Source organism: Syntrophomonas wolfei subsp. wolfei str. Goettingen G311, from assembly GCF_000014725.1.
GTDB classification, from domain to species: domain Bacteria; phylum Bacillota; class Syntrophomonadia; order Syntrophomonadales; family Syntrophomonadaceae; genus Syntrophomonas; species Syntrophomonas wolfei.
In genome coordinates this window covers 1,376,178-1,394,986 of sequence record NC_008346.1, presented here as the reverse complement: position 1 = coordinate 1,394,986, position 18,809 = coordinate 1,376,178, and the positions used below count along the sequence as shown (strand labels likewise).

Annotated in this window: 17 protein-coding genes and 1 riboswitch; of the genes, 15 read left to right on the top strand and 2 right to left on the bottom strand. The window is 43.2% G+C overall.

Features of this window, described 5'->3' with window-relative positions:
- Positions 1-3: 3 nt before the first annotated feature.
- The 15 genes from SWOL_RS06185 to SWOL_RS06110 all read left to right on the top strand — a co-directional run bounded on the left by SWOL_RS06185 (position 4) and on the right by SWOL_RS06110 (position 17,737).
- Positions 4-1,188 carry an aminotransferase class I/II-fold pyridoxal phosphate-dependent enzyme gene (locus SWOL_RS06185; RefSeq protein ID WP_041427852.1) on the top strand — a complete coding sequence of 395 codons (1,185 nt, stop codon included), beginning with the start codon at positions 4-6 and terminating at the stop codon, positions 1,186-1,188.
- A 122-nt stretch (positions 1,189-1,310) separates the two neighbouring features.
- Positions 1,311-1,787, top strand: a complete 477-nt coding sequence (locus tag SWOL_RS06180) for a hypothetical protein (protein WP_011640616.1) — start codon at positions 1,311-1,313, stop codon at positions 1,785-1,787.
- Between the two features lie 37 nt (positions 1,788-1,824).
- The gene (locus SWOL_RS06175) at positions 1,825-3,417 is read left to right on the top strand and encodes an MBL fold metallo-hydrolase RNA specificity domain-containing protein (RefSeq protein WP_011640615.1); all 1,593 of its coding nucleotides are present in this window, start codon (positions 1,825-1,827) and stop codon (positions 3,415-3,417) included.
- Between the two features lie 390 nt (positions 3,418-3,807).
- On the top strand, positions 3,808-4,980 hold the full coding sequence (locus SWOL_RS06170) for a DnaD domain-containing protein (protein ID WP_011640614.1): 1,173 nt from the start codon (positions 3,808-3,810) through the stop codon (positions 4,978-4,980).
- A 47-nt stretch (positions 4,981-5,027) separates the two neighbouring features.
- Entirely contained in the window at positions 5,028-6,395 is a 1,368-nt protein-coding gene (locus SWOL_RS06165; protein WP_011640613.1) for a replicative DNA helicase, read from the top strand.
- Positions 6,395-6,712 (top strand): hypothetical protein, encoded by a 318-nt coding sequence (locus SWOL_RS06160; RefSeq protein WP_011640612.1) that lies wholly within the window; start codon positions 6,395-6,397, stop codon positions 6,710-6,712. The genes SWOL_RS06165 and SWOL_RS06160 overlap by 1 nt, the downstream gene beginning before the upstream one ends.
- 24 nt (positions 6,713-6,736) lie before the next feature.
- Complete coding sequence (gene speE / locus SWOL_RS06155; protein WP_011640611.1) at positions 6,737-7,576, top strand: polyamine aminopropyltransferase; 840 nt, start codon at positions 6,737-6,739, stop codon at positions 7,574-7,576.
- A 172-nt stretch (positions 7,577-7,748) separates the two neighbouring features.
- Entirely contained in the window at positions 7,749-8,861 is a 1,113-nt protein-coding gene (gene hisC, locus SWOL_RS06150; RefSeq protein WP_011640610.1) for a histidinol-phosphate transaminase, read from the top strand.
- Positions 8,861-9,397 carry a spore protease YyaC gene (gene yyaC, locus SWOL_RS06145; protein ID WP_011640609.1) on the top strand — a complete coding sequence of 179 codons (537 nt, stop codon included), beginning with the start codon at positions 8,861-8,863 and terminating at the stop codon, positions 9,395-9,397. Before hisC ends, yyaC begins: the two co-directional genes overlap by 1 nt.
- Positions 9,398-9,716: 319 nt before the next feature.
- Positions 9,717-11,459 (top strand): indolepyruvate ferredoxin oxidoreductase subunit alpha, encoded by a 1,743-nt coding sequence (gene iorA / locus SWOL_RS06140; protein WP_011640608.1) that lies wholly within the window; start codon positions 9,717-9,719, stop codon positions 11,457-11,459.
- Between the two features lie 4 nt (positions 11,460-11,463).
- Complete coding sequence (locus tag SWOL_RS06135; RefSeq protein WP_011640607.1) at positions 11,464-12,066, top strand: indolepyruvate oxidoreductase subunit beta; 603 nt, start codon at positions 11,464-11,466, stop codon at positions 12,064-12,066.
- A gap of 300 nt (positions 12,067-12,366) precedes the next feature.
- On the top strand, positions 12,367-13,980 hold the full coding sequence (locus SWOL_RS06130; protein ID WP_011640606.1) for a spore germination protein: 1,614 nt from the start codon (positions 12,367-12,369) through the stop codon (positions 13,978-13,980).
- Complete coding sequence (locus SWOL_RS06125; RefSeq protein ID WP_011640605.1) at positions 13,977-15,152, top strand: Ger(x)C family spore germination protein; 1,176 nt, start codon at positions 13,977-13,979, stop codon at positions 15,150-15,152. The genes SWOL_RS06130 and SWOL_RS06125 overlap by 4 nt, the downstream gene beginning before the upstream one ends.
- A 159-nt stretch (positions 15,153-15,311) precedes the next feature.
- Positions 15,312-16,412 carry a GerAB/ArcD/ProY family transporter gene (locus SWOL_RS06120; protein ID WP_011640604.1) on the top strand — a complete coding sequence of 367 codons (1,101 nt, stop codon included), beginning with the start codon at positions 15,312-15,314 and terminating at the stop codon, positions 16,410-16,412.
- A 452-nt stretch (positions 16,413-16,864) separates the two neighbouring features.
- Positions 16,865-17,737, top strand: coding sequence for a LysR family transcriptional regulator (locus tag SWOL_RS06110; RefSeq protein WP_011640603.1), 873 nt, complete (start codon positions 16,865-16,867; stop codon positions 17,735-17,737).
- An 81-nt stretch (positions 17,738-17,818) separates the two neighbouring features.
- Here the strand turns inward: SWOL_RS06110 and SWOL_RS15270 are convergent, their stop codons facing one another.
- Both SWOL_RS15270 and SWOL_RS15075 read right to left on the bottom strand, forming a co-directional pair.
- Positions 17,819-18,235 (bottom strand): TOBE domain-containing protein, encoded by a 417-nt coding sequence (locus SWOL_RS15270; RefSeq protein ID WP_011640602.1) that lies wholly within the window; start codon positions 18,233-18,235, stop codon positions 17,819-17,821.
- 234 nt (positions 18,236-18,469) lie between these two features.
- Positions 18,470-18,592: a hypothetical protein gene (locus SWOL_RS15075; RefSeq protein ID WP_278078276.1), complete on the bottom strand. Its 123-nt coding sequence runs from the start codon at positions 18,590-18,592 to the stop codon at positions 18,470-18,472.
- A 99-nt stretch (positions 18,593-18,691) separates the two neighbouring features.
- A riboswitch (molybdenum cofactor riboswitch) is annotated at positions 18,692-18,808 on the top strand.
- Position 18,809: the final 1 nt, after the last annotated feature.

Here is an 18,809-nt window from a genome sequence, read left to right as displayed (position 1 = left end):
AGTATGAAACGCTATATTTCCAATACGGTAGAATCCATACCCCCATCGGGGATTAGAAAGTTTTTTGATCTGGTTACACAGATGGATGGGGTAATTTCCCTGGGGGTAGGAGAGCCAGATTTCGTTACCCCCTGGCATATACGAGAAGCTGGCTGTTATTCCCTGGAAAGGGGCTATACCATGTATACTTCCAACCAGGGCCTATTGGAATTACGGGAAGAAATAGCCGCATACGAGAAACGGCGGATAGGGATAGAATATTCACCGGAAAAAGAGGTGCTGGTCACCGTCGGTGTCAGTGAAGCAGTAGATTTGGCTATGCGGGCTCTGCTTGAACCTGGTGATGAAGTTCTGGTACCTGAGCCTTCTTTTGTCTCCTATGCACCAGGAGCCACCCTGGCTTGTGGAACTGCTGTCCCGGTTCCGACTTATGATATAGACCAGTATCGTTTGCGTCCTGATATTCTTTCCCGTTATATTACCCCCAGGAGTAAAATCCTGGTCCTGGCCTATCCCAACAATCCTACTGGGGGAATAATGTATGAAGAGGATTTAGAGGCTTTGCGGGATATCATAATTAAAAACGACTTGCTGGTGATATCTGATGAAATATACTCCGAGCTGACTTATTATGGACGACACGTTTCTATTGCCAGTCTATCCGGTATGAAAGACCGTACTATAATGATGAATGGTTTTTCCAAAGCTTTTGCCATGACCGGTTGGAGAATAGGATACGCCTGCGGCCATCAAGATATAATCGGAGCCATGACTAAAATCCATCAATATACTATTATGTGTGCATCGATTATGGGACAAAAAGCGGCCATCGAAGCTCTTCGTCATGGCGAAACAGAAATGAGAAAAATGGTGGATAACTACAATTACCGCCGCAAGCTAATCTTATCCGGATTGCAGGAAATAGGACTGGACTGCTTTGAACCACGAGGGGCCTTTTATTGTTTCCCTTCCATTAAAAAAAGCGGGATGAGCAGTGAAGATTTCTGTGAAAAGCTGCTCTGGGAAGAAAAGGTTGCGGTAGTACCCGGTAATGCCTTTGGCTCCAGTGGGGATGGGCATATCAGATGCTGTTATGCCGCCAGCATACCTAATATTGAAGAAGCCCTGGAGAGGATAGATAGATTTCTTCGACGACATAAAGAAATAAGAATCAGCAATATTGTGTAAAGAAATAGGATATTATATCGAAGTGACTTGGAATTGACCAGAATTATACGATAAATAACTAAAGGAATTATATAACTTGAATGGAAACCTCTTTTAATGAACAAATTGAAGGAGGTTTTTTCGTGATCGGTGATATTACTGTTAACGAGGTGGAACTTCTGAATGCTTACCAGATACTGGGACCATCAGGGCAAAAAGGCCTAAAAGATTATCTCCGCTACTTGCTTTATAAACAATACAAACGGGAAGCCATGGCTGCAGTGTTCCATAACAAACTTTTGCACAATCTGTTTCACAGCCTTTTACATCTGGTGGAAAGAGATGATTTTGACCTGATGCAAATTGAAAAACGGGTCAAACAGATTAAGGAACTCTATTATGGTATATTTGAGCAGGTGCATAACCGTTTTGCTGAAGTTATCGATGACTTAGACAGTTGTGAAGTAATCAAGGAATTTGGCCATAATAGTTTTGAAAACATAGATAAGGCCATTAGAAGCGACAACCATATAATGGTTAGATTTGAGATTATTGATTTTCATCAGGGTTTTTGCCGTTTATCACAAAAAAGAGATGCTAGAAATATAGTTGCGGTATAATATATAGTGATAATGCATAAAACTGGAGGAGTAGGAAATGAAGATCAGATTTCTAGGGGCGGCAAAAACGGTCACAGGTTCATTTTTTCTAGTAGAAACCGAAAAGATTCGTTTTGCGGTTGATTGTGGACTTTTTCAGGGGCCCAAGTCGATACAAGAGAGAAACTATTTGGATTTCAGCATTGACCCGGTCTCAATTGATTTTCTTCTATTAACTCATGCTCATATAGATCACATTGGGTTAATTCCAAAATTATGTAAGAAAGGTTTCCGAGGAACTATATATTGCAGCCATGCCACCGAAGAACTGGCCAGTATTTTGCTCCCGGATTCGGGATATATTCAAGAATCAGAAATAGAGAGAAAGAACCGGAAGTTGAAACGCTCTGATCAAGCCCTTCTGGAACCCATCTACACGGTGGAAGATTCCCTGCAATGCTTGCCCCAGTTTCGTTCCCTTAACATGGATGAGATAATAGGCCTGGCACCCGGCATAGAAGTTCGATTGCGGGATGCCGGTCATATTCTGGGTTCTTGTATAGTTGAGATTTGGGTGGAAGAAGCAGGAGAGAAAACCAAGCTGGTTTTCAGCGGTGATTTAGGTAATAATGACCAGCCTATTGTGAAAGACCCGGCGGTAATTGAAAGCGCTGATTATCTTATTGTTGAATCAACTTACGGGGATCGCCTTCACCCTCAGATTGGCGAGCGCAACCAACAATTAAAAGAGGTAATCGATGAAACCATGGGTAAAGGAGGAAATTTGATTATTCCTGCCTTTGCAGTGGAGAGAACCCAGGATCTGCTCTATGATTTGCTCAAGTTACACAATCAAGGAGAGCTTGATCCGGGAATAGAAATATATATTGATAGTCCATTGGCTATTGCCACCACGGAGATTTTTCTCAAGCATACGGAGTATTTTGATGATAGAACCCGGCAGTTTATTGAACAGCATTCTAATCCCTTAAAACTATTGAACCTTCAATATTCCCGAACTCAAGAAGACTCCATGCGCTTAAATCTGAAAAAGAGGAACTGCATTATAATTTCTGCCAGTGGTATGTGCGAAGCAGGTAGAATCAAGCACCACTTGAAACATAATCTCTGGCGGCCAGAATCCACCGTTCTAATTGTAGGCTACCAGGCTGAAGGTACTCTGGGGCGAAAACTCCTGGATGGGGAAAAGACCGTACATATTCACGGGGAAAAGATAGCGGTAAAAGCAGATATCAGGAGCATCGAGGCTTATTCTGCTCATGCCGATCGAAACAAGCTTATTGAATGGGCCCAGGGCATCGTCACTCCCCTTCGAGGGATTTTTATTATTCACGGGGAAGATGAGGCGCAACGCTCCCTGGCTGCTGACCTGCAGGAAAAAACCAATTCTCCCGTTTATATTCCGGAGTGGCTGGAGGAATTTGAGCTGGAACCAGGTCGCTTGATATTGCATCATTTTGATGTCTCCCCAACCCAAAGTCTGGCAATGGAAAAGACTATTATGGCTGAAAAGGCTTACCTGGATTTATCCCAACGACTGCATAGTTTATTCCGGGAAAACTGGCAAAAGGGTGATTATGATAAAATCATTGAATCCCTGCAGAAGATCGAACAAGCCGGGGTCTTATAACGAGGTAAAACATGTCCCCCGCTTCTTTAGCGGTCGGGCATCTATAAAGAAAACAGGCGGCGGGTTCTAATCCCCCTACCTCGTTGCAGCGGTGTGTTGAAACTTCTCCGCAGTTTCTTCCAATGCTTTAAAAGGGATGAATAACTGCAGAGTTACAACAGGATGTTTAGCCGGGATAATTCCATAGAATCCTAAATAATCCAGGACATAGTTCCTGGTTTTTCTCTTTCCTAATCAGTCAAGTCTGATTTTCATGCAGAAATATGTTTTGCTCCATAGTTTATATAGTTAATTTACGGCTTTTTGGTTTAAAGCTAATATTATGTAGTTTGTAGATTTTTTATTTGAAGTGTTATAATTCCTTTACTTGGACATGGAGGTCAAAACAATATGGAAAATAAAATGGCCTGGTTGGAAATCTTTCGCTGGGGTTTTGTGAGTTTACCCGGTATGCTTTTCGCTTATGCCCGAGAATTGGATTTGGAACTAGAAGATATTGCTGTGATAGCAGCCTTGCTATATACCATAGAAAGGACCAAGCCTTTGTATCAAACCGGCATAAAGATAGGACAAGTTCTCCAAGCCTGTCCTTCTCTAGGTAAGATAAAAATCTCCCGCCGCTTAAATCGCCTGCAGAAATTAGGCATAGTCTCCCTTCAGGATAATCAAAATTTGGCTGATAGGGAAGTGTTTTTAGATCCGTTGGCCGGGAAATTGGAATCCCTTATAAGGAGAGACCATTCTTGTTTTTACCACTCAACTTCTGCACCTGCAGATAATCCCAGCCCTTCTAAAGAGATGGAAAATCTTTTGGAGGAATATCGCCTTAAGATTGAGCAACTGGAATTGCAGATAGAGGAGAACAAGCTGGTTTCCCGAGAACTTATAAAGCAATCCAGCTCGGATTTTAAGAAAGTTGGAGATTTTATAGCCAAAAAAACCGGCAACTTGATGAGTGTAAAAATGGCCGGCGAGCTAAACAAATGGCTGGAAGAGCTAGCCTTATCCCCGGAGTTTCTTTTATGCATACTGGAAATGTGTTTTGAGCGAAGCATTTACAACCCGCGAGATATCAGCCAGATTGCCCGGGATATAAAAGAATACTCCATCAATACCGTTGAAGGGCTGGAAAGTTATTTTAAGAAATATGTGGATGTGGAAAGGAACCGAGCCTTAAGGGTTAACAAGTTTGACCCGGATATTGTGGAATTTGGAAGCTTTACCGGCATTGATATGGCTGCCGAAGCTCGAAAAAAGGTTTACTATAAATGGCGACATGATTGGGGCTTTTCTCATACTATGATCATGAAAGCTGGAGAAGTAATGTGTCAGCGCACCAAAAATGCCGGTCTGGAATATATGGACAGCGTTCTTAATGATTGGATGAGTAAAGAAATCCGGCAGGTAGAAGAAGTGGACAAAGAAATAGCCCAATTAAAACTAAGAAAAAAGAAGGAAAAACCCATAGCAGCCAGCAGCTATGATAAACGAAAGCCCATCAACCTGGAATACGAAATCTATGTGCCTCCTTCTAGTACAGGCGGAGTCAAAAATAAGGTATAATAGAAACCGGGGATATTTTCCCCGGTTTTATTTGGATGGTGATTCCTTTGAGTTTAAGAAAGAATGAACCCTCCATGGAAGACTACCTGGTTGACCTGGAAAGTGAACGGCGCGTTTTATCTTCCATGCTTCATTCTGAAGATGCCTGTATTGAAGTCTATGACCTTTTATCCAATGCTGACTTTTATTCCCCACGGCATGCTACTATTTTTGATTTGTCTATCAGTCTCTTTGAGAGGGAAATTCGCCCTACCCTGGTGGAGCTTCTTAAAGAGGGGCATAGCCTGGGCGTTTTTACCAATCCCCGGGATATAGAAGAACTTAAATATATAGTTGAACAATACATAGATGACGAAAACATCAAGTACTGGATTAAACGGGTTAAAGACAAAGCCCGCTTGCGAAAATTTGAAACCTTTCTTAAAAGGAATATGCAGCTTCTCGTAGAACAGCAGGAAAGTGATGTAGAACAGGTACTTATGGCGGCGGAGGAGGAACTGACTAACCTCACCGCTTTGGAAATTGACGATAAAATCGATTCCCCGGCGGATATGGCCAGCCTGGGTTATAGCGAAGTTGAACGCAGGTTTCTCCGCCTAAAGGAAATACGCGAGTTGCACAAAGGGGTTCTCCCTCTGGATGGACTTCCTACAGGATTTGATAACTTGAACCATATAACCCTGGGCTATAAAGCGGGTGATTTAATAATCCTTGGTGCTCAAACCGGGCATGGCAAAACTTCATTTGCTTTGCATACATCCAGGGCTATAGCCGTAGATGCGCGAAAAAACCTTTTGTACCTTAATACGGAAATGAGCAGAGAACAGATAGCTTTGCGCTGGGGCTCCATTCTATCACAAATTGACCACGATAGAGTTCGCAGCGGGGATATTAGCGAAACTGAACTTTCTATCATCCTCAATGGCTACTCCCAACTTCGCGAAAGCGGTTTCTATTCCTATCCCTGCCCTAATCTCACCCCGGAGAAAGCTATTTCCATTGCCCGTAAATTCAAGGCGCAAAAAGGCATAGAAATGATGATAGTCGACTATGTGGGACGAATGGATAAGCTGGATCCCAAGCTACAGGAATGGCAGATATTGGAGCAGATAGTTAAAACCTTGAAAATGCTGGCCCAGAATTTAAAGATAGTGGTCATGTGCCTGGTCCAATTAAACCCAGATGGCAGTTTACAGGGAGCCAAGCGGATGAAGAACGAGTGCGACCTTATGCTTAAACTGACACCTATCCCCCGGGAAGAGCTGGAAGAGAGAGAAGAATTAAAAAACTATATCAATCCGAATTATTATATCCATATTGATAAAAACCGAGATGGCCGTAGTGGTGTACGGATACCTATCACCTTTGATTTGCAGAAGCAGATTATGGGGGATGCCAGAAGGGTTGATGAATAATGCCTGACCATGAACAACTGCTTAAAAAAATCTATGGCGAAACCGCCAGCCGAATAGCTGACTGCTGCTTCCGGGGAGAACTCGATGAAGAGCATATGCGTTTTCTCCTAAACCTCCTTGACCTCAGTGTAGTAAAGAAGCAGCATCCGGAACTGTTCTTGATATTGCAGGAATGGATGGATTGTTTTACAGATAGCGAAAACGATAGAATTATTGAGGCTACTCTTTTAGCTATAGACTTTAATAATCAAGAGACCATGCAGGAACATATGAAGATTATTTCCGAGCTAATAAATGAAGGAAAAGCCCTACAATAAGGGCAGATTTTACTGGAGGGAAAAATGACTGGATCCTGGATTTGTGAAAAGCATACCGAGGGTTATGCGGTTAAATGGAAAATCAAAGATATTCTACATGAGGAACAGACCCGTTATCAGAAACTAGCAGTGGTGGATACATTGGAATGGGGTAAAGCCCTGCTGCTGGATGACGCCCTGCAAATCAGTGAGAAAGATGAGTTTATTTATCATGAAATGATAAGCCATGTGGGGATGTGTACCCACCCTTGCCCCGAGAGGGTATTGATAATTGGCGGGGGTGATGGGGGTACTTTACGAGAAGTACTGAAACACCAGCAGCTTAATGCGGTAGATTTGGTGGAAATAGATGAGCGGGTAGTGGAGAATAGCAAAAGGTTTTTCCCTGCCATATCTTGCGGTTTTACCGATCGCCGCTTAAACTTACATATTGCTGATGGAGTTCACTTTGTAAAAGAGACCTCATTCAGATATGATGTAATTATTGTAGATTCCTCTGATCCATTAGGACCGGCCACACCGTTATTTAACCTGGAGTTTTATCAGGATGTATATAAGATACTCAAGGCGGACGGGCTTCTAGTGGTTCAGTCTGAATCCCCGATTTTTTATGGGGAAGTATTTCGATCCGTTTACCGGCAAATCAACACGGTCTTTCCTCTGACCCGGGTCTTCCTGGCGCCAATAGCTACCTATGTAAGCGGTCCCTGGTCTTTTACCATGGGCAGCAAGAAATATAATCCCCGGGAATTGGCAAAAAAACCTGCTGATCTAGGCTATTTGAAGTATTATAATGAAGGAATTCACCGGGCGGCATTTTGCCTTCCGCCCTATATCAAAGAAATGATTTTATCTGTCAGATAGTGTTTACCCATAGAATCATCCTTAATAAGTTTCTATAGGTATATTATACCACAAAAATAACCGTAGTTCCGCCTTTCATCTCCCCATTGAAATGGGTAGTTACCCGGCGGGTGTCCTAAACTTTTTGCCGGATAAATCAAGAAGAATAGCAGATGAATGGAGGCCAGTATACATGGACGATTTCGTACAAAGTAAAGCCAGAAAAGATATTTTCCGCTTGAAAGCCTATGTTCCTGGTAAACCCATTGAGGAGGTTAAGCGGGAACTGGGACTTGACAGTATTATTAAACTAGCTTCCAACGAAAATCCTCTGGGGACTTCGCCACTGGCTTTGGCGGCTTTGCAGGAAGGCCTTAATAAAATACATCTTTATCCTGATGCTAATGCCTATGAACTAAAACAAGAACTGGCGTCTTTTTGGCAAGTGCCAGCGGAACAGATAGTTGTAGGCAATGGCTCTGATGAATTGCTTCTCTTGCTGGCCCAAACCTTTATTAACCCTGGAGATGAAGTTATCCATGCTGAGCAGACATTTTCGGAATACGAGTCCACCAGTACCCTGATGGGGGCTCATTCGATTACCATACCCCTTAAAGAATACAAGTATGACCTGAAAGCCATTCTTGAGGCAATAAATACCAGAACCAAAATAATCTACCTCTGTAATCCCAATAATCCTACCGGAACCATTGTAGAGCAGGAAGAAATAGAGCTGTTCATGCAGCAGGTACCTGGTGAGATACTGGTAGTTTTTGATGAAGCCTATGGGGAATATGTGGATAACCCGGCTTTTGGCAGCGGGCTCCAGTACTTGCGGGAAGGGCGGAATATAGTTCTGTTAAAAACCTTTTCCAAGATATACGGCCTGGCCGGCTTAAGGATAGGCTATGTCATAACCACACCCGCAATTGCTGCTGCTCTCGATCGAGTGCGAGAGCCGTTTAATGTAAATTTTGCCGCTCAGATTGCGGCTCAGGCCGCCTTGCGGGATATTGATTTTGTGGAAAAAAGCCGCCAGCTCAATTTACAAGGGAAAGACTATCTCTACCAGGAATTGGCACGACTTGGCCTGGATTATGTCAAAACCAATACTAATTTTATTTTCCTGGATACAGGGAGAGATTGCCAGTTAGTATTTCGCGAATTGCTCCAGCGCGGAGTGATAATCCGTACGGGTGATATTTTTGGATATCCCACTTTTATCCGTCTTACGATTGGAACTATGGAAGAGAATAGGAGATTTATAAAATCATTGCAAGAGGTTCTGGAGGTTATTCCACTCTAATGATTATTGTAGAAAAACATTACCGCCAGCTTGATGCCAAAGATGCTCTGATAGAGGCATTGCATAGTAATTTGAACCATCTGGAAAGAGAACCTCTTTTTATATGTATTGGAACCGACCGCAATATACTCGATTGTTTTGGGCCTTTAACCGGAACCATGATTAAGGAAAAAGCTCCCGAGCTTCAGGTATACGGAAGCCTGGAGCGTCCATTGCATGGTAAAAACCTTAGGCAAAAATTAAATATAATAAAAAATAACCACCCGTCAGGAATCGAGATAGCTATAGATGCTTCAGTGGGCAGGGAAGAAGAGCAAGGAATAATCAAGTTCCGCCACGGTCCCTTGTTTCCCGGTAAAGCTCTGGGCAAAAGGCTGCCTGCAGTAGGTGAATTCTCCATTATTGCTATGGTGGGAATTAAACCGGAGGTTAGAAACTGGACTTCACTGGGGCAGGGGAGTATCACTCCGGTTTACCATATGGCCCGTTTGCTGGCTGCTGCCATAGTGGAATGGAATAAGTACAGGCTGGGTTGATACTGCTTCGAAGTTTCTTCCGATGCTTAAAGCATTTACATCCGGACAAAAGTTGTGATACTATCATTCTGGGAATAATAAGCGATATTAAAAAATAATTAGCAAGAAAAGTGAGGGGTAAGGTGTGAGGGGGTTAATTTAATTCCTACTACATCTTACTATTTAAGCGCCTACTAACTCACTTTTCATCGGTGGTTGTGGCCGCCGGCCATGGGGGGTTCTACTGCAAAAAGTATTAATGGCTTGTATAAATATACCGCTCATCCCCCGGTAGATGAGTGGTTATTCTTGTATATCACTATGGGTGAGGAGGAAAACCATGAAAAAATTGATGATAGGCAATGAAGCTATTGCCAGGGGAGCCTATGAAGCTGGTGCTACCGTGGCTACCGCCTATCCCGGTACCCCCAGTACCGAAATAGTCAGCACATTTGCCGATTATGAAGGCCTTTATGCCGAATGGGCACCAAATGAGAAGGTAGCCCTGGAAGTAGGAGTGGGGGCCTCTATCGGCGGGGCACGAACCCTGGTAGCTATGAAACATGTAGGAGTAAATGTGGCGGCTGATCCTTTGTATACCTTTTCTTACACCGGGGTAAACGCTGGTCTAGTTCTGGTTTCCGCTGATGACCCGGGGATGCATTCTTCGCAGAATGAACAGGATAACCGGGGATATGGCCGTTTTGCCAAAATGCCAGTAATAGAGCCAGCGGACAGCCAGGAAGCACTGGACTTTACCCGCCGGGCCTATGATATAAGTGAGGAATTTGACACCCCGGTAATGCTTAGGGTTACTACCCGGCTTTCCCATTCCCAGACCCTGGTTGAGACCGGAGAGCGGGTAGAAGTGGGTTTAAAAGGCTATAAGAAAGATGCCCCCAAATATGTTATGCTGCCTGGTTTTGCCCGCCTGCGCCATGTGGAAGTGGAAAAGCGTATCCTGCAACTTAAAGAATATGCCGAAACTACGGATCTAAACCGAATTGAATGGGGAGATAAAAAGATAGGTATAATCACCAGCGGAGTATGTTATCAGTACCTGCGTGAAGTAATGCCTGAAGTTTCCGTATTAAAGCTCGGTATGGTCAATCCATTGCCGGAAAATTTAATCCGCTCTTTCGCTGCCGAAGTAGACCGGCTTATTGTGCTCGAGGAATTGGAGCCAGTAATTGAGGAACAGCTAAAAGCCTGGGGCTTAAAGGTCGAAGGCAAAGAACTTTTCACCCTTCTGGGTGAATACAGCCCGGAAATGATTGAAGAAGTCTTATTAGGAGTCAGTTCCGGGAAAGGATTCGGTCTGGACAAGGAGATACCTCCTCGCCCACCCTTGATGTGCCCGGGCTGCCCGCATCGCGGTGTATTTCATACCCTGAAGAAAATGAAGCTGCATGTAATGGGGGATATCGGCTGTTACACTCTGGGTGCTTTGAGTCCCCTGGATGGAATGGATGCCTGTGTTTGCATGGGAGCCAGTATTGGTATGGCTCTGGGCATGGAGAAGGCCAATGGAGAGGACTTTGCCCGCAAGGTGGTGGCGGTTATCGGGGATTCCACCTTTGTTCATTCCGGAATTACGCCACTGATTGATATTGTCTATAACCAGGGAACCTCCACCGTTATTATCCTGGATAATGATACCACCGCCATGACGGGACACCAGGATCATCCGGCTACCGGTAAAACCATCAGGAATCTACCTACCCGCAGGCTGGATTTACCAGCCCTGGTCCAGGCTATCGGTATAGAGCATGTCCGCATAGTGGACCCCTTGCAATTAGACGAATTTCGCCAGACCCTGGAAGAGGAATTGAACCGCCGGGAAGCTTCAGTAATTATTGCCAAGCGTCCCTGTGCGCTGCTGGTGAAGAAAGCTCCAGATAAAGAATTCTATGTTGACCCGGAACTCTGTAAGAGCTGTAAACTTTGCATAAAGATAGGTTGTACCGGGATTTATTGGGTAGAGGAAGATAGAAAGGCCGTAATTAACCCCAATACCTGTGTAGCCTGTGGCCTCTGTCCTCAGGTCTGTACCTTTGATGCCATCAAGATAGTGGAGGGATAAGAAAATGCCAAAACAAACCACCAATGTATTGATAGTAGGAGTTGGAGGGCAAGGAACCCTGCTCACCAGCCGTATAATTGCTCAGGTGGCCGTACAGATGGGCTATGATGTCAAAGTGTCAGAGATACATGGTATGGCACAGAGGGGTGGTAGTGTTGTCTCCCAGGTACGCTACGGAGAAAAAGTTTATTCACCTATAATTAAGAAAAGTGATGCTGATATCCTGCTAGCTTTTGAAAAGCTCGAAGCAGCTCGCTGGTTAGACTATCTGAAACCCGGGGGTAAAGTGATCATTAATGACGAGCGGGTTGACCCGCTGCCGGTAATGAGCGGAAAATTGAAATACCCGGTAGATATTGATAAAAAAATTGCCCGCCTTACACCCGATACCACTATTGTTGATGCCACCCGAATGGCTGAAGAATGTGGTAATGCACGGGCCGCCAATGTGGTTTTGGTAGGAATGCTGGCCGCAGCTATAAACATTCCGGCAGAGGAAGTGGAAAACGCTATTAGAGAAATGGTACCGGCCAAAGCTCTGGAAGTTAACTTGAAAGCCTTCCGGGAAGGGCAAAAATATTGGAGTGCAACCCTCAATAGATTATAACGAGCTCTCGTTGAAACTGATTAAGCAGTCTCTTTATGCGGCTTAAACGGAGTCAAGTTTTCCCCCAGTTAGCGCTGGGGGTTTTTTCATGCTAATTTTAGCTTCGGCATTCTTTTGATTCTACTAACCCCCCATGCCCTCTCCCGTCCCCGTGCTATATAAATAATCTATTTATCTTACGGATACAATATTAGCAATCTAATGTATTTTTAAAATAATACTCAAAAATTGCAGCAACCCGATTTCACCTTGAAAGCATTATGAGACAACCCGTAGAGCTTTGAGAAAGGTTGGTTATTTATGTCAGGTTTTCTTTTCAAAAAACTACATTTTAAAAGAATGTCAAAAGATATTCATAAAAAGGCTGCAGGACATTTTAATTCCGCTGTCAGCCTGTCCAAAAACCTGGAGGAAAACCTGAAGATTTTAAGGGAGGCTCTTGGTTCAAGCAATGATGTAATCATTCGTGAGATAAAAATTAGCCCCCATTCAAATGTTGATGCGGCCGTTATCTATATTGATGGTTTAGTGGATAGAAATTTATTAAACCATGATATTTTGCAACCATTGATGTTTAACCTGCAAATGATTAAGGATAATGCCAGCCATAACCACACGAGCCTGATTGATTATATTAAATCAAGTGTGTTAAATGTAGGACAGATAACTGTAGTCCAGGATATAGACAGAGTTATTGCCCAGGTTCTTACAGGTCATATTGCCATTTTGGCAGAAGGTGTAAGCCGGGCCCTGCTTATTGATGCCAAGGGTTGGGAAACACGACGTATCGAAGAGCCTAAAAACGAGTTGTCGGTTCGAGGATCAAAAGAAAGTTTTACTGAAACTCTGCGTACCAATACAGCTTTGCTGCGGCGAAAAATACGCGATCCTCATTTAACTTTTCAGAGCCTGCAAATTGGGGAGCGGTCGAAAACCGATCTTTCAATTGTTTATATCAAGGGTATCACCCCGGAAAACCTCATCGAAGAAATCAATCAACGGCTGCAACGAATAGATACTGATACTATTTTGGATGTTAGTTACATAGAACAATTCATTGAAGATAGCCCCAACTCGTTATTTCCCACCGTTGGCAGCAGTGAAAGACCAGATGTAGTGGTAGCCAGAATACTGGAGGGTCGAGCCGCCATATTGCTTGATGGCTCCCCGATGGCCCTGGTGGTACCCTTCTTATTTATTGAAGGTTTTCAAAACCCGGACGATTATTACGCCCGGCCATTTTTCGCTACATTGGTGCGGTGGATTCGATTGCTGGGTTATTTGCTCAGTATCTATTTGCCTGGTATTTTTGTTTCCTTAAAAACTTTTCATCCCGAATTATTTCCTACCCAATTGCTGATTTCGGTGGCGGCAGCGCGGGAAGGGCTACCTTTACCAGTTGTATTAGAAGCCCTGTTAATGCTGCTCTTGTTCGAAATTTTGCGGGAAGCCGGTCTCAGGATGCCCCGCTCACTGGGCCAGGCTGTCAGTATTGTAGGTGCGCTGGTAATCGGTCAGGCAGCAGTATCAGCTGGTTTAGTTGGAGCACCCATGGTAATAGTAATAGCCACTACAGCTATTGCTTCATTTTTAGTCATCCCTTATGCTGATTCGGGAACCTTGTACCGCTTTATAATGACGGTAGCGGGCGGTTTGCTGGGTTTATTTGGTATAGTTTTGGTTTCCCTTGAAATGCTTAGCCACCTGGCTTCTCTACGCTCCCTGGGAGTAGCCTATTTATCGCCGGTAACTCCACTCAATATTCGTGGCCTGCGAGATACTTTCATTCGGGCTCCCTTATGGGCCATGGATAGCCGTCCCGCTTCTTTAGATTCACCCGATACAAAGCGGCAATCATCCGGTCAAATGCCTCGGCCTCCTAAAAGCAGCTCCCAGCAGGGGGATACTCAATGAAGAGAAAACCGGGTTTGGTACTTATTTTGTTAATCATTATTCCTGTAATCATATCCGGCTGTTGGGATAGCATTGAGTTGAATAAATTATCTATTATATCCGGCCTGGGTTGGGATATCAATGCAAAAACAGGAAAGGTTACCCTTACCTTTCAATCTATCATTCCCAGCGAGATAAAGAGTGCTGGCGGCAGTAGCGGAGATGGGGGGCAAAAAAGGGGTGACCCACTCCACACCATTCAATTGGACTCCAGCACCGGTTCATCAGCTTATGATGCCTTAAATCGCTATACCCAACATAGTAGTCGCAGAACATTCTATCAGCATACCCAGGTTTATGTCTTTGGCCGCAGTGCTGCTGAACAGGGTATCTATCCTTTCCTTGATTCAATAGCCAGGAATCCGATAAACCGCCCCAATGTCCTGATGGTAGTGGCCGAGAAAAAAGCCCGTGATACTCTAAGGGTTGAGGATGGAATGGAAAACATTCAGGCCATCGGAATGGCTGCTCAGATTAAGCTATCAGCAGAATATTCCCAATACCCGGTGGTCACCTACCTGGAATTTGCCAACCGCTTAATTAGCGAAACTACCGCTCCTCTTGCCCCTATGGTAGGCATCATTGAGCAAGCCGGTCCGGAAGGGGATAGAGTACAAAAAACTCGCATAAGCGCAACGGCCGTTTTTAAAAGAGACAGGATGATAGGGCAACTAAATGAAGAAGAATCAAGGGGTCTTTTGTGGGCCATTAACAAGGTCAAAAAAGGATTTATAATAATCCCGGGAGCTAACCTGGAGATTGTTAGTGCCAAAAGTAAAATTATTCCTGAATTACAGGACGAGAAAATTAAAATTACTATTACCATAGATGAAGAGTCCAACCTGCTGGAGTATGATGGTCACCGGGAGATAAGCTCCAACTTCCTGCAAGAATTGGAAAAGGGCCAGGCCCGGGAGATTGAGAGCCAGGTGATAGCAGCAGTTGAAAAATCCCGGACTCTGAATGCCGATGTTTTTGGCTTTGGGGAGGCGGTTCATCGAAAATATAAAAAAGAATGGCCAGTTCTAAAAGCGAGATGGGAGGAAATCTATCCCTATATTGAGGTTGTGGTAAAGGTAAAAACTCATGTAAATGAAATTGGGGAAATTAATAAAGCATTGATTAAAGATTAAAGAAAACCCGGCTTGCACCGCAACATTATAGTGAACGAAGTTCATATCGGTGGGGCCCGCATCCTTAATCGCGACTAACAGGAACACCAGGAGTACTCGAAGGGTGCAGGGTGAGCTTTTGGCGACGGTGGAACCGGTGAAGAAACAGGGGTATGATCCATGTCTTTGGAGAACGGTAAAATATCCAGTTTTCAATTAAGCGTATTAATAATCGGCTTTGTTTTCGGCGCTTCGGTTATTATTGCTCCGGGGCAGGGAGCCGAGCATGATGCCTGGATTGCGATTGCTCTAGGATTGATGGAGGGCTTGATTATAGCCGGGATATTTACTGCCCTGGCCCGGCATTTTAAAGGTAAGACGCTGGTTGAAATAAATTCTTTGGTCTACGGAAAAATCCTGGGCAACTTTATTTCCATTCTCTTTATCTGGTATCTTTTTCACCTGGGTGCCTTAGTTTTAAATAATTACTCCCGTTTTTTAAAATTGGAACTATACCCTGCTACTCCGAAAACACTTACTCTTATTCTAATTATCCTGGTTTGTGCCTCAACCGTGCGCAGGGGTATCGAAGTATTGGCTCGCTGCAGCTTAATCTTAGTAACGCTTACTATTATAATGGCGATTTTTGATACGCTCCTGGTAGTACCGCATATGGTTCTCCATAATTTGATGCCTATTCTCGATATCCCCCTGGGAAAGCTATTATGGAGCAGTCATGGTACCGCCGTCTTTCCCTTTGGAGATGCAGTAGCATTTTTAATGGTATTGGCTTTTGTAAATAAACCCGAAAAAGGTCGTTCAGCTGTTTTCAAAGGTATAATGATAGCGGGATTAGTTCTAATTGGAGTTGCTGTACGCAATGCTGCCGTATTAGGACAAATGAACGCAATTTACACCTATCCAACATACATAACAGCACAAGTAATTGATGTTGGCGATGTTCTCACCCGGGTGGAAGTTTTGGTGGCTATAAATTTAATCACCATGGGATTTTTTAAAATATCGGTGGCATATTATGGAACGGTTTTAGGACTGGCCCAGGTCTTTAATTTGCAGAGTTACCGTCCGCTAATTCTACCGATAGGAATTCTCATGGTAATATTGGCCCTGACTAATGTTAGCAATACGGCGGAAATGTTTGATTTTGCCAACCAGGGCTACCCCATTTATACAGTTCCTTTTCAAATCGCCATTCCGCTTATTACGCTATTTGTAGCCAAACTGCGCAAGCTGCCTAAAATCGGGGGTGAAGAGATTTGATTGCCCTGGTACTTATGGGATTTGGAATGGTCGCCTTAATACAAATACCTGGGTTGGTACGAAAACAATGGTGGCGGGAATTAATATGCTTTACGGTTTTTTGGTCGCTGGGTCTTATTTTTGCTGTAATACTGTCCATGGGGATTAAGCTGCCTCCCCTGACCACGATAATTAACGAAACTATATGCGGAATATTAGGAATATAGTTTTTACTTGCATATTCCGTTAGCTTGATACGGAAGTGAGTACCATATTGGCAGATTTGCTGTTTGCTCTGCACCCTGCCAAGCCATATACTATAATTAGCAGGAGAACAAAAAACATCTTAGCATTTACGAATTATGTTCCTTCATAGGAGAATTATAGCTTATATATAAAATTATAAATTTAATATCTCAATTAATTAAGCTTATGCTTAGAGTTTGTTTTTGGGGAAAAGGAGTTGCTCTGGGTTGACCATACGGCATTTGCGAATATTAATCGCAGTATATGATGAACTGAATATGACAGCTGCCGCCAAGAAACTATATATGACACAACCCTCTATAAGCCAGGCAATTAAAGAACTGGAAAACTATTACGGGGTCGTTCTTTTTGAGCGGCTATCCCGGAAGCTATATATTACTGAAGCAGGAGAAAAGGCATATCAATACGCAACCCATATCATCAAGCTTTTTGATGAATTACAAGACAACCTTAAAGAAAATGCATCACAGAAAAAGCTTGTGGTAGGTGCTAATTATACCGTTGGTGTTGCCTTAATACATAAATACATTAATAATTTCAAGGGTTTATATCCCGATTCGGAAATTATGGTAATCATAAACAATGCCTCAATTCTTATAGAAATGCTCCGAAAAAATGAACTGGATCTTGCCCTCATTGAAGAAATAATTAATGAATCCGATTTGATAGAAGATGGTTTTTATGAGGATCGTATCGTAATTGTTGCTACTCCAGAACATAAGCTTTTTGCCCAAAGAGAGCTAACTGCATACGATATTATCAATGAGCGCCTCTTGCTGCGGGAAAAGGGCGCTGGCGTTAGAAATCTATTTGAATTAAGAATGAATCAGATGGGATTGTTCATCAAACCCTATTGGGAAAGCACCAGCACTACAGCCCTGATCAATGCAGCAAAAAATAAGATGGGGATTGCGGTTTTGCCTTTTCAGCTGGTCAAAGAACATATTGCTTCAGGTTCTTTAAAAGAACTTCCGGTGAAAGGCATGGATTTAAGCAGAAAATTGACAATTGTATATCATAAGAATAAGTTCCTAAGCAGTGCCATGCAGGATTTTATACGAATATGTCATGAGCCATAGAAAAAAGGCTTTGTAGTTTTCAGGATACTTGTCCTAAATACCCACAAAGCCTTCAATAACAGTCTGGATTTTCTTTATGATTTAGACAGCTATCATAACAGATGTTGACTTAATGACAGCTTTTGCTTTAATCCCGGGCGCCAGCCCCAGTTCCTTTATGGCAGCTATTGAAATAGTGGAACAAAGTGTATTCCCGCCATCGGTTTTTACCGTTACGATAGCATTTACTGGACCTTCCTGAACATTTACAATTTCACCGGCCAGTTGATTTCTGGCGCTGAGCTTCATCTCTCCCAAACCAATCATTACTTCTGTAGCCTTAATAACGGCCATCGCCTCTTTGCCTGGGGCCAATCCCAGTTCCTTTACGGCTTCCTTGGAAATAGTAGAAGTAAAGTTATTACCACCGTCTGTCTTTAAAGTAACAATGGCATTTACTGCACCTTCCTGAATAGAAGCAACTTTCCCTTTTAACTGATTTCTTGCACTAATATTCATTTGTTTTCCTCCCTTCTGCTGCCATTAGCAGCAAATAAATTATTGTATCTTTATAGTAGCATCCCATATCTTATATAACAAATTATATATATTTATCATTATTATAGGTTAATACCTATAATGTGGTGATATATGTCCCCCGCTATCCTTATACAATATAAACAAGAATCATCCCATTTTTTGTATGTGATCTAGCCGAAGATCCCCAAACGCATGTTTTGCGGTAAAACTCCATTATCCTTCTCTTTTTTTGCTGTAGGTCTTATTGGTATTTATAATGGCGTTTTCGCTTTCCTCGCTAAGCATATCGGCCTGATCGAGACAGTAGAAATTGCGGTGAGGCTGGGGCAAGTCCATAGGCACCTGCCCCCTGCTTTTTTGGAAAATATTCACGTATAGATAAACCTGAAAATAATGATAGAATGCTTACGTACTTACCAGTAATACGGGTTTAATTAACTGAATAATCTCCGAGCTGTACTGCCTTCAGTCACGGCTAATGGTATACAGTCGATAGGTGCAACTGAAAACGGCTGTGCCTCCCTTTTGGAAAGGAGAGTATTTATCCTGGGTA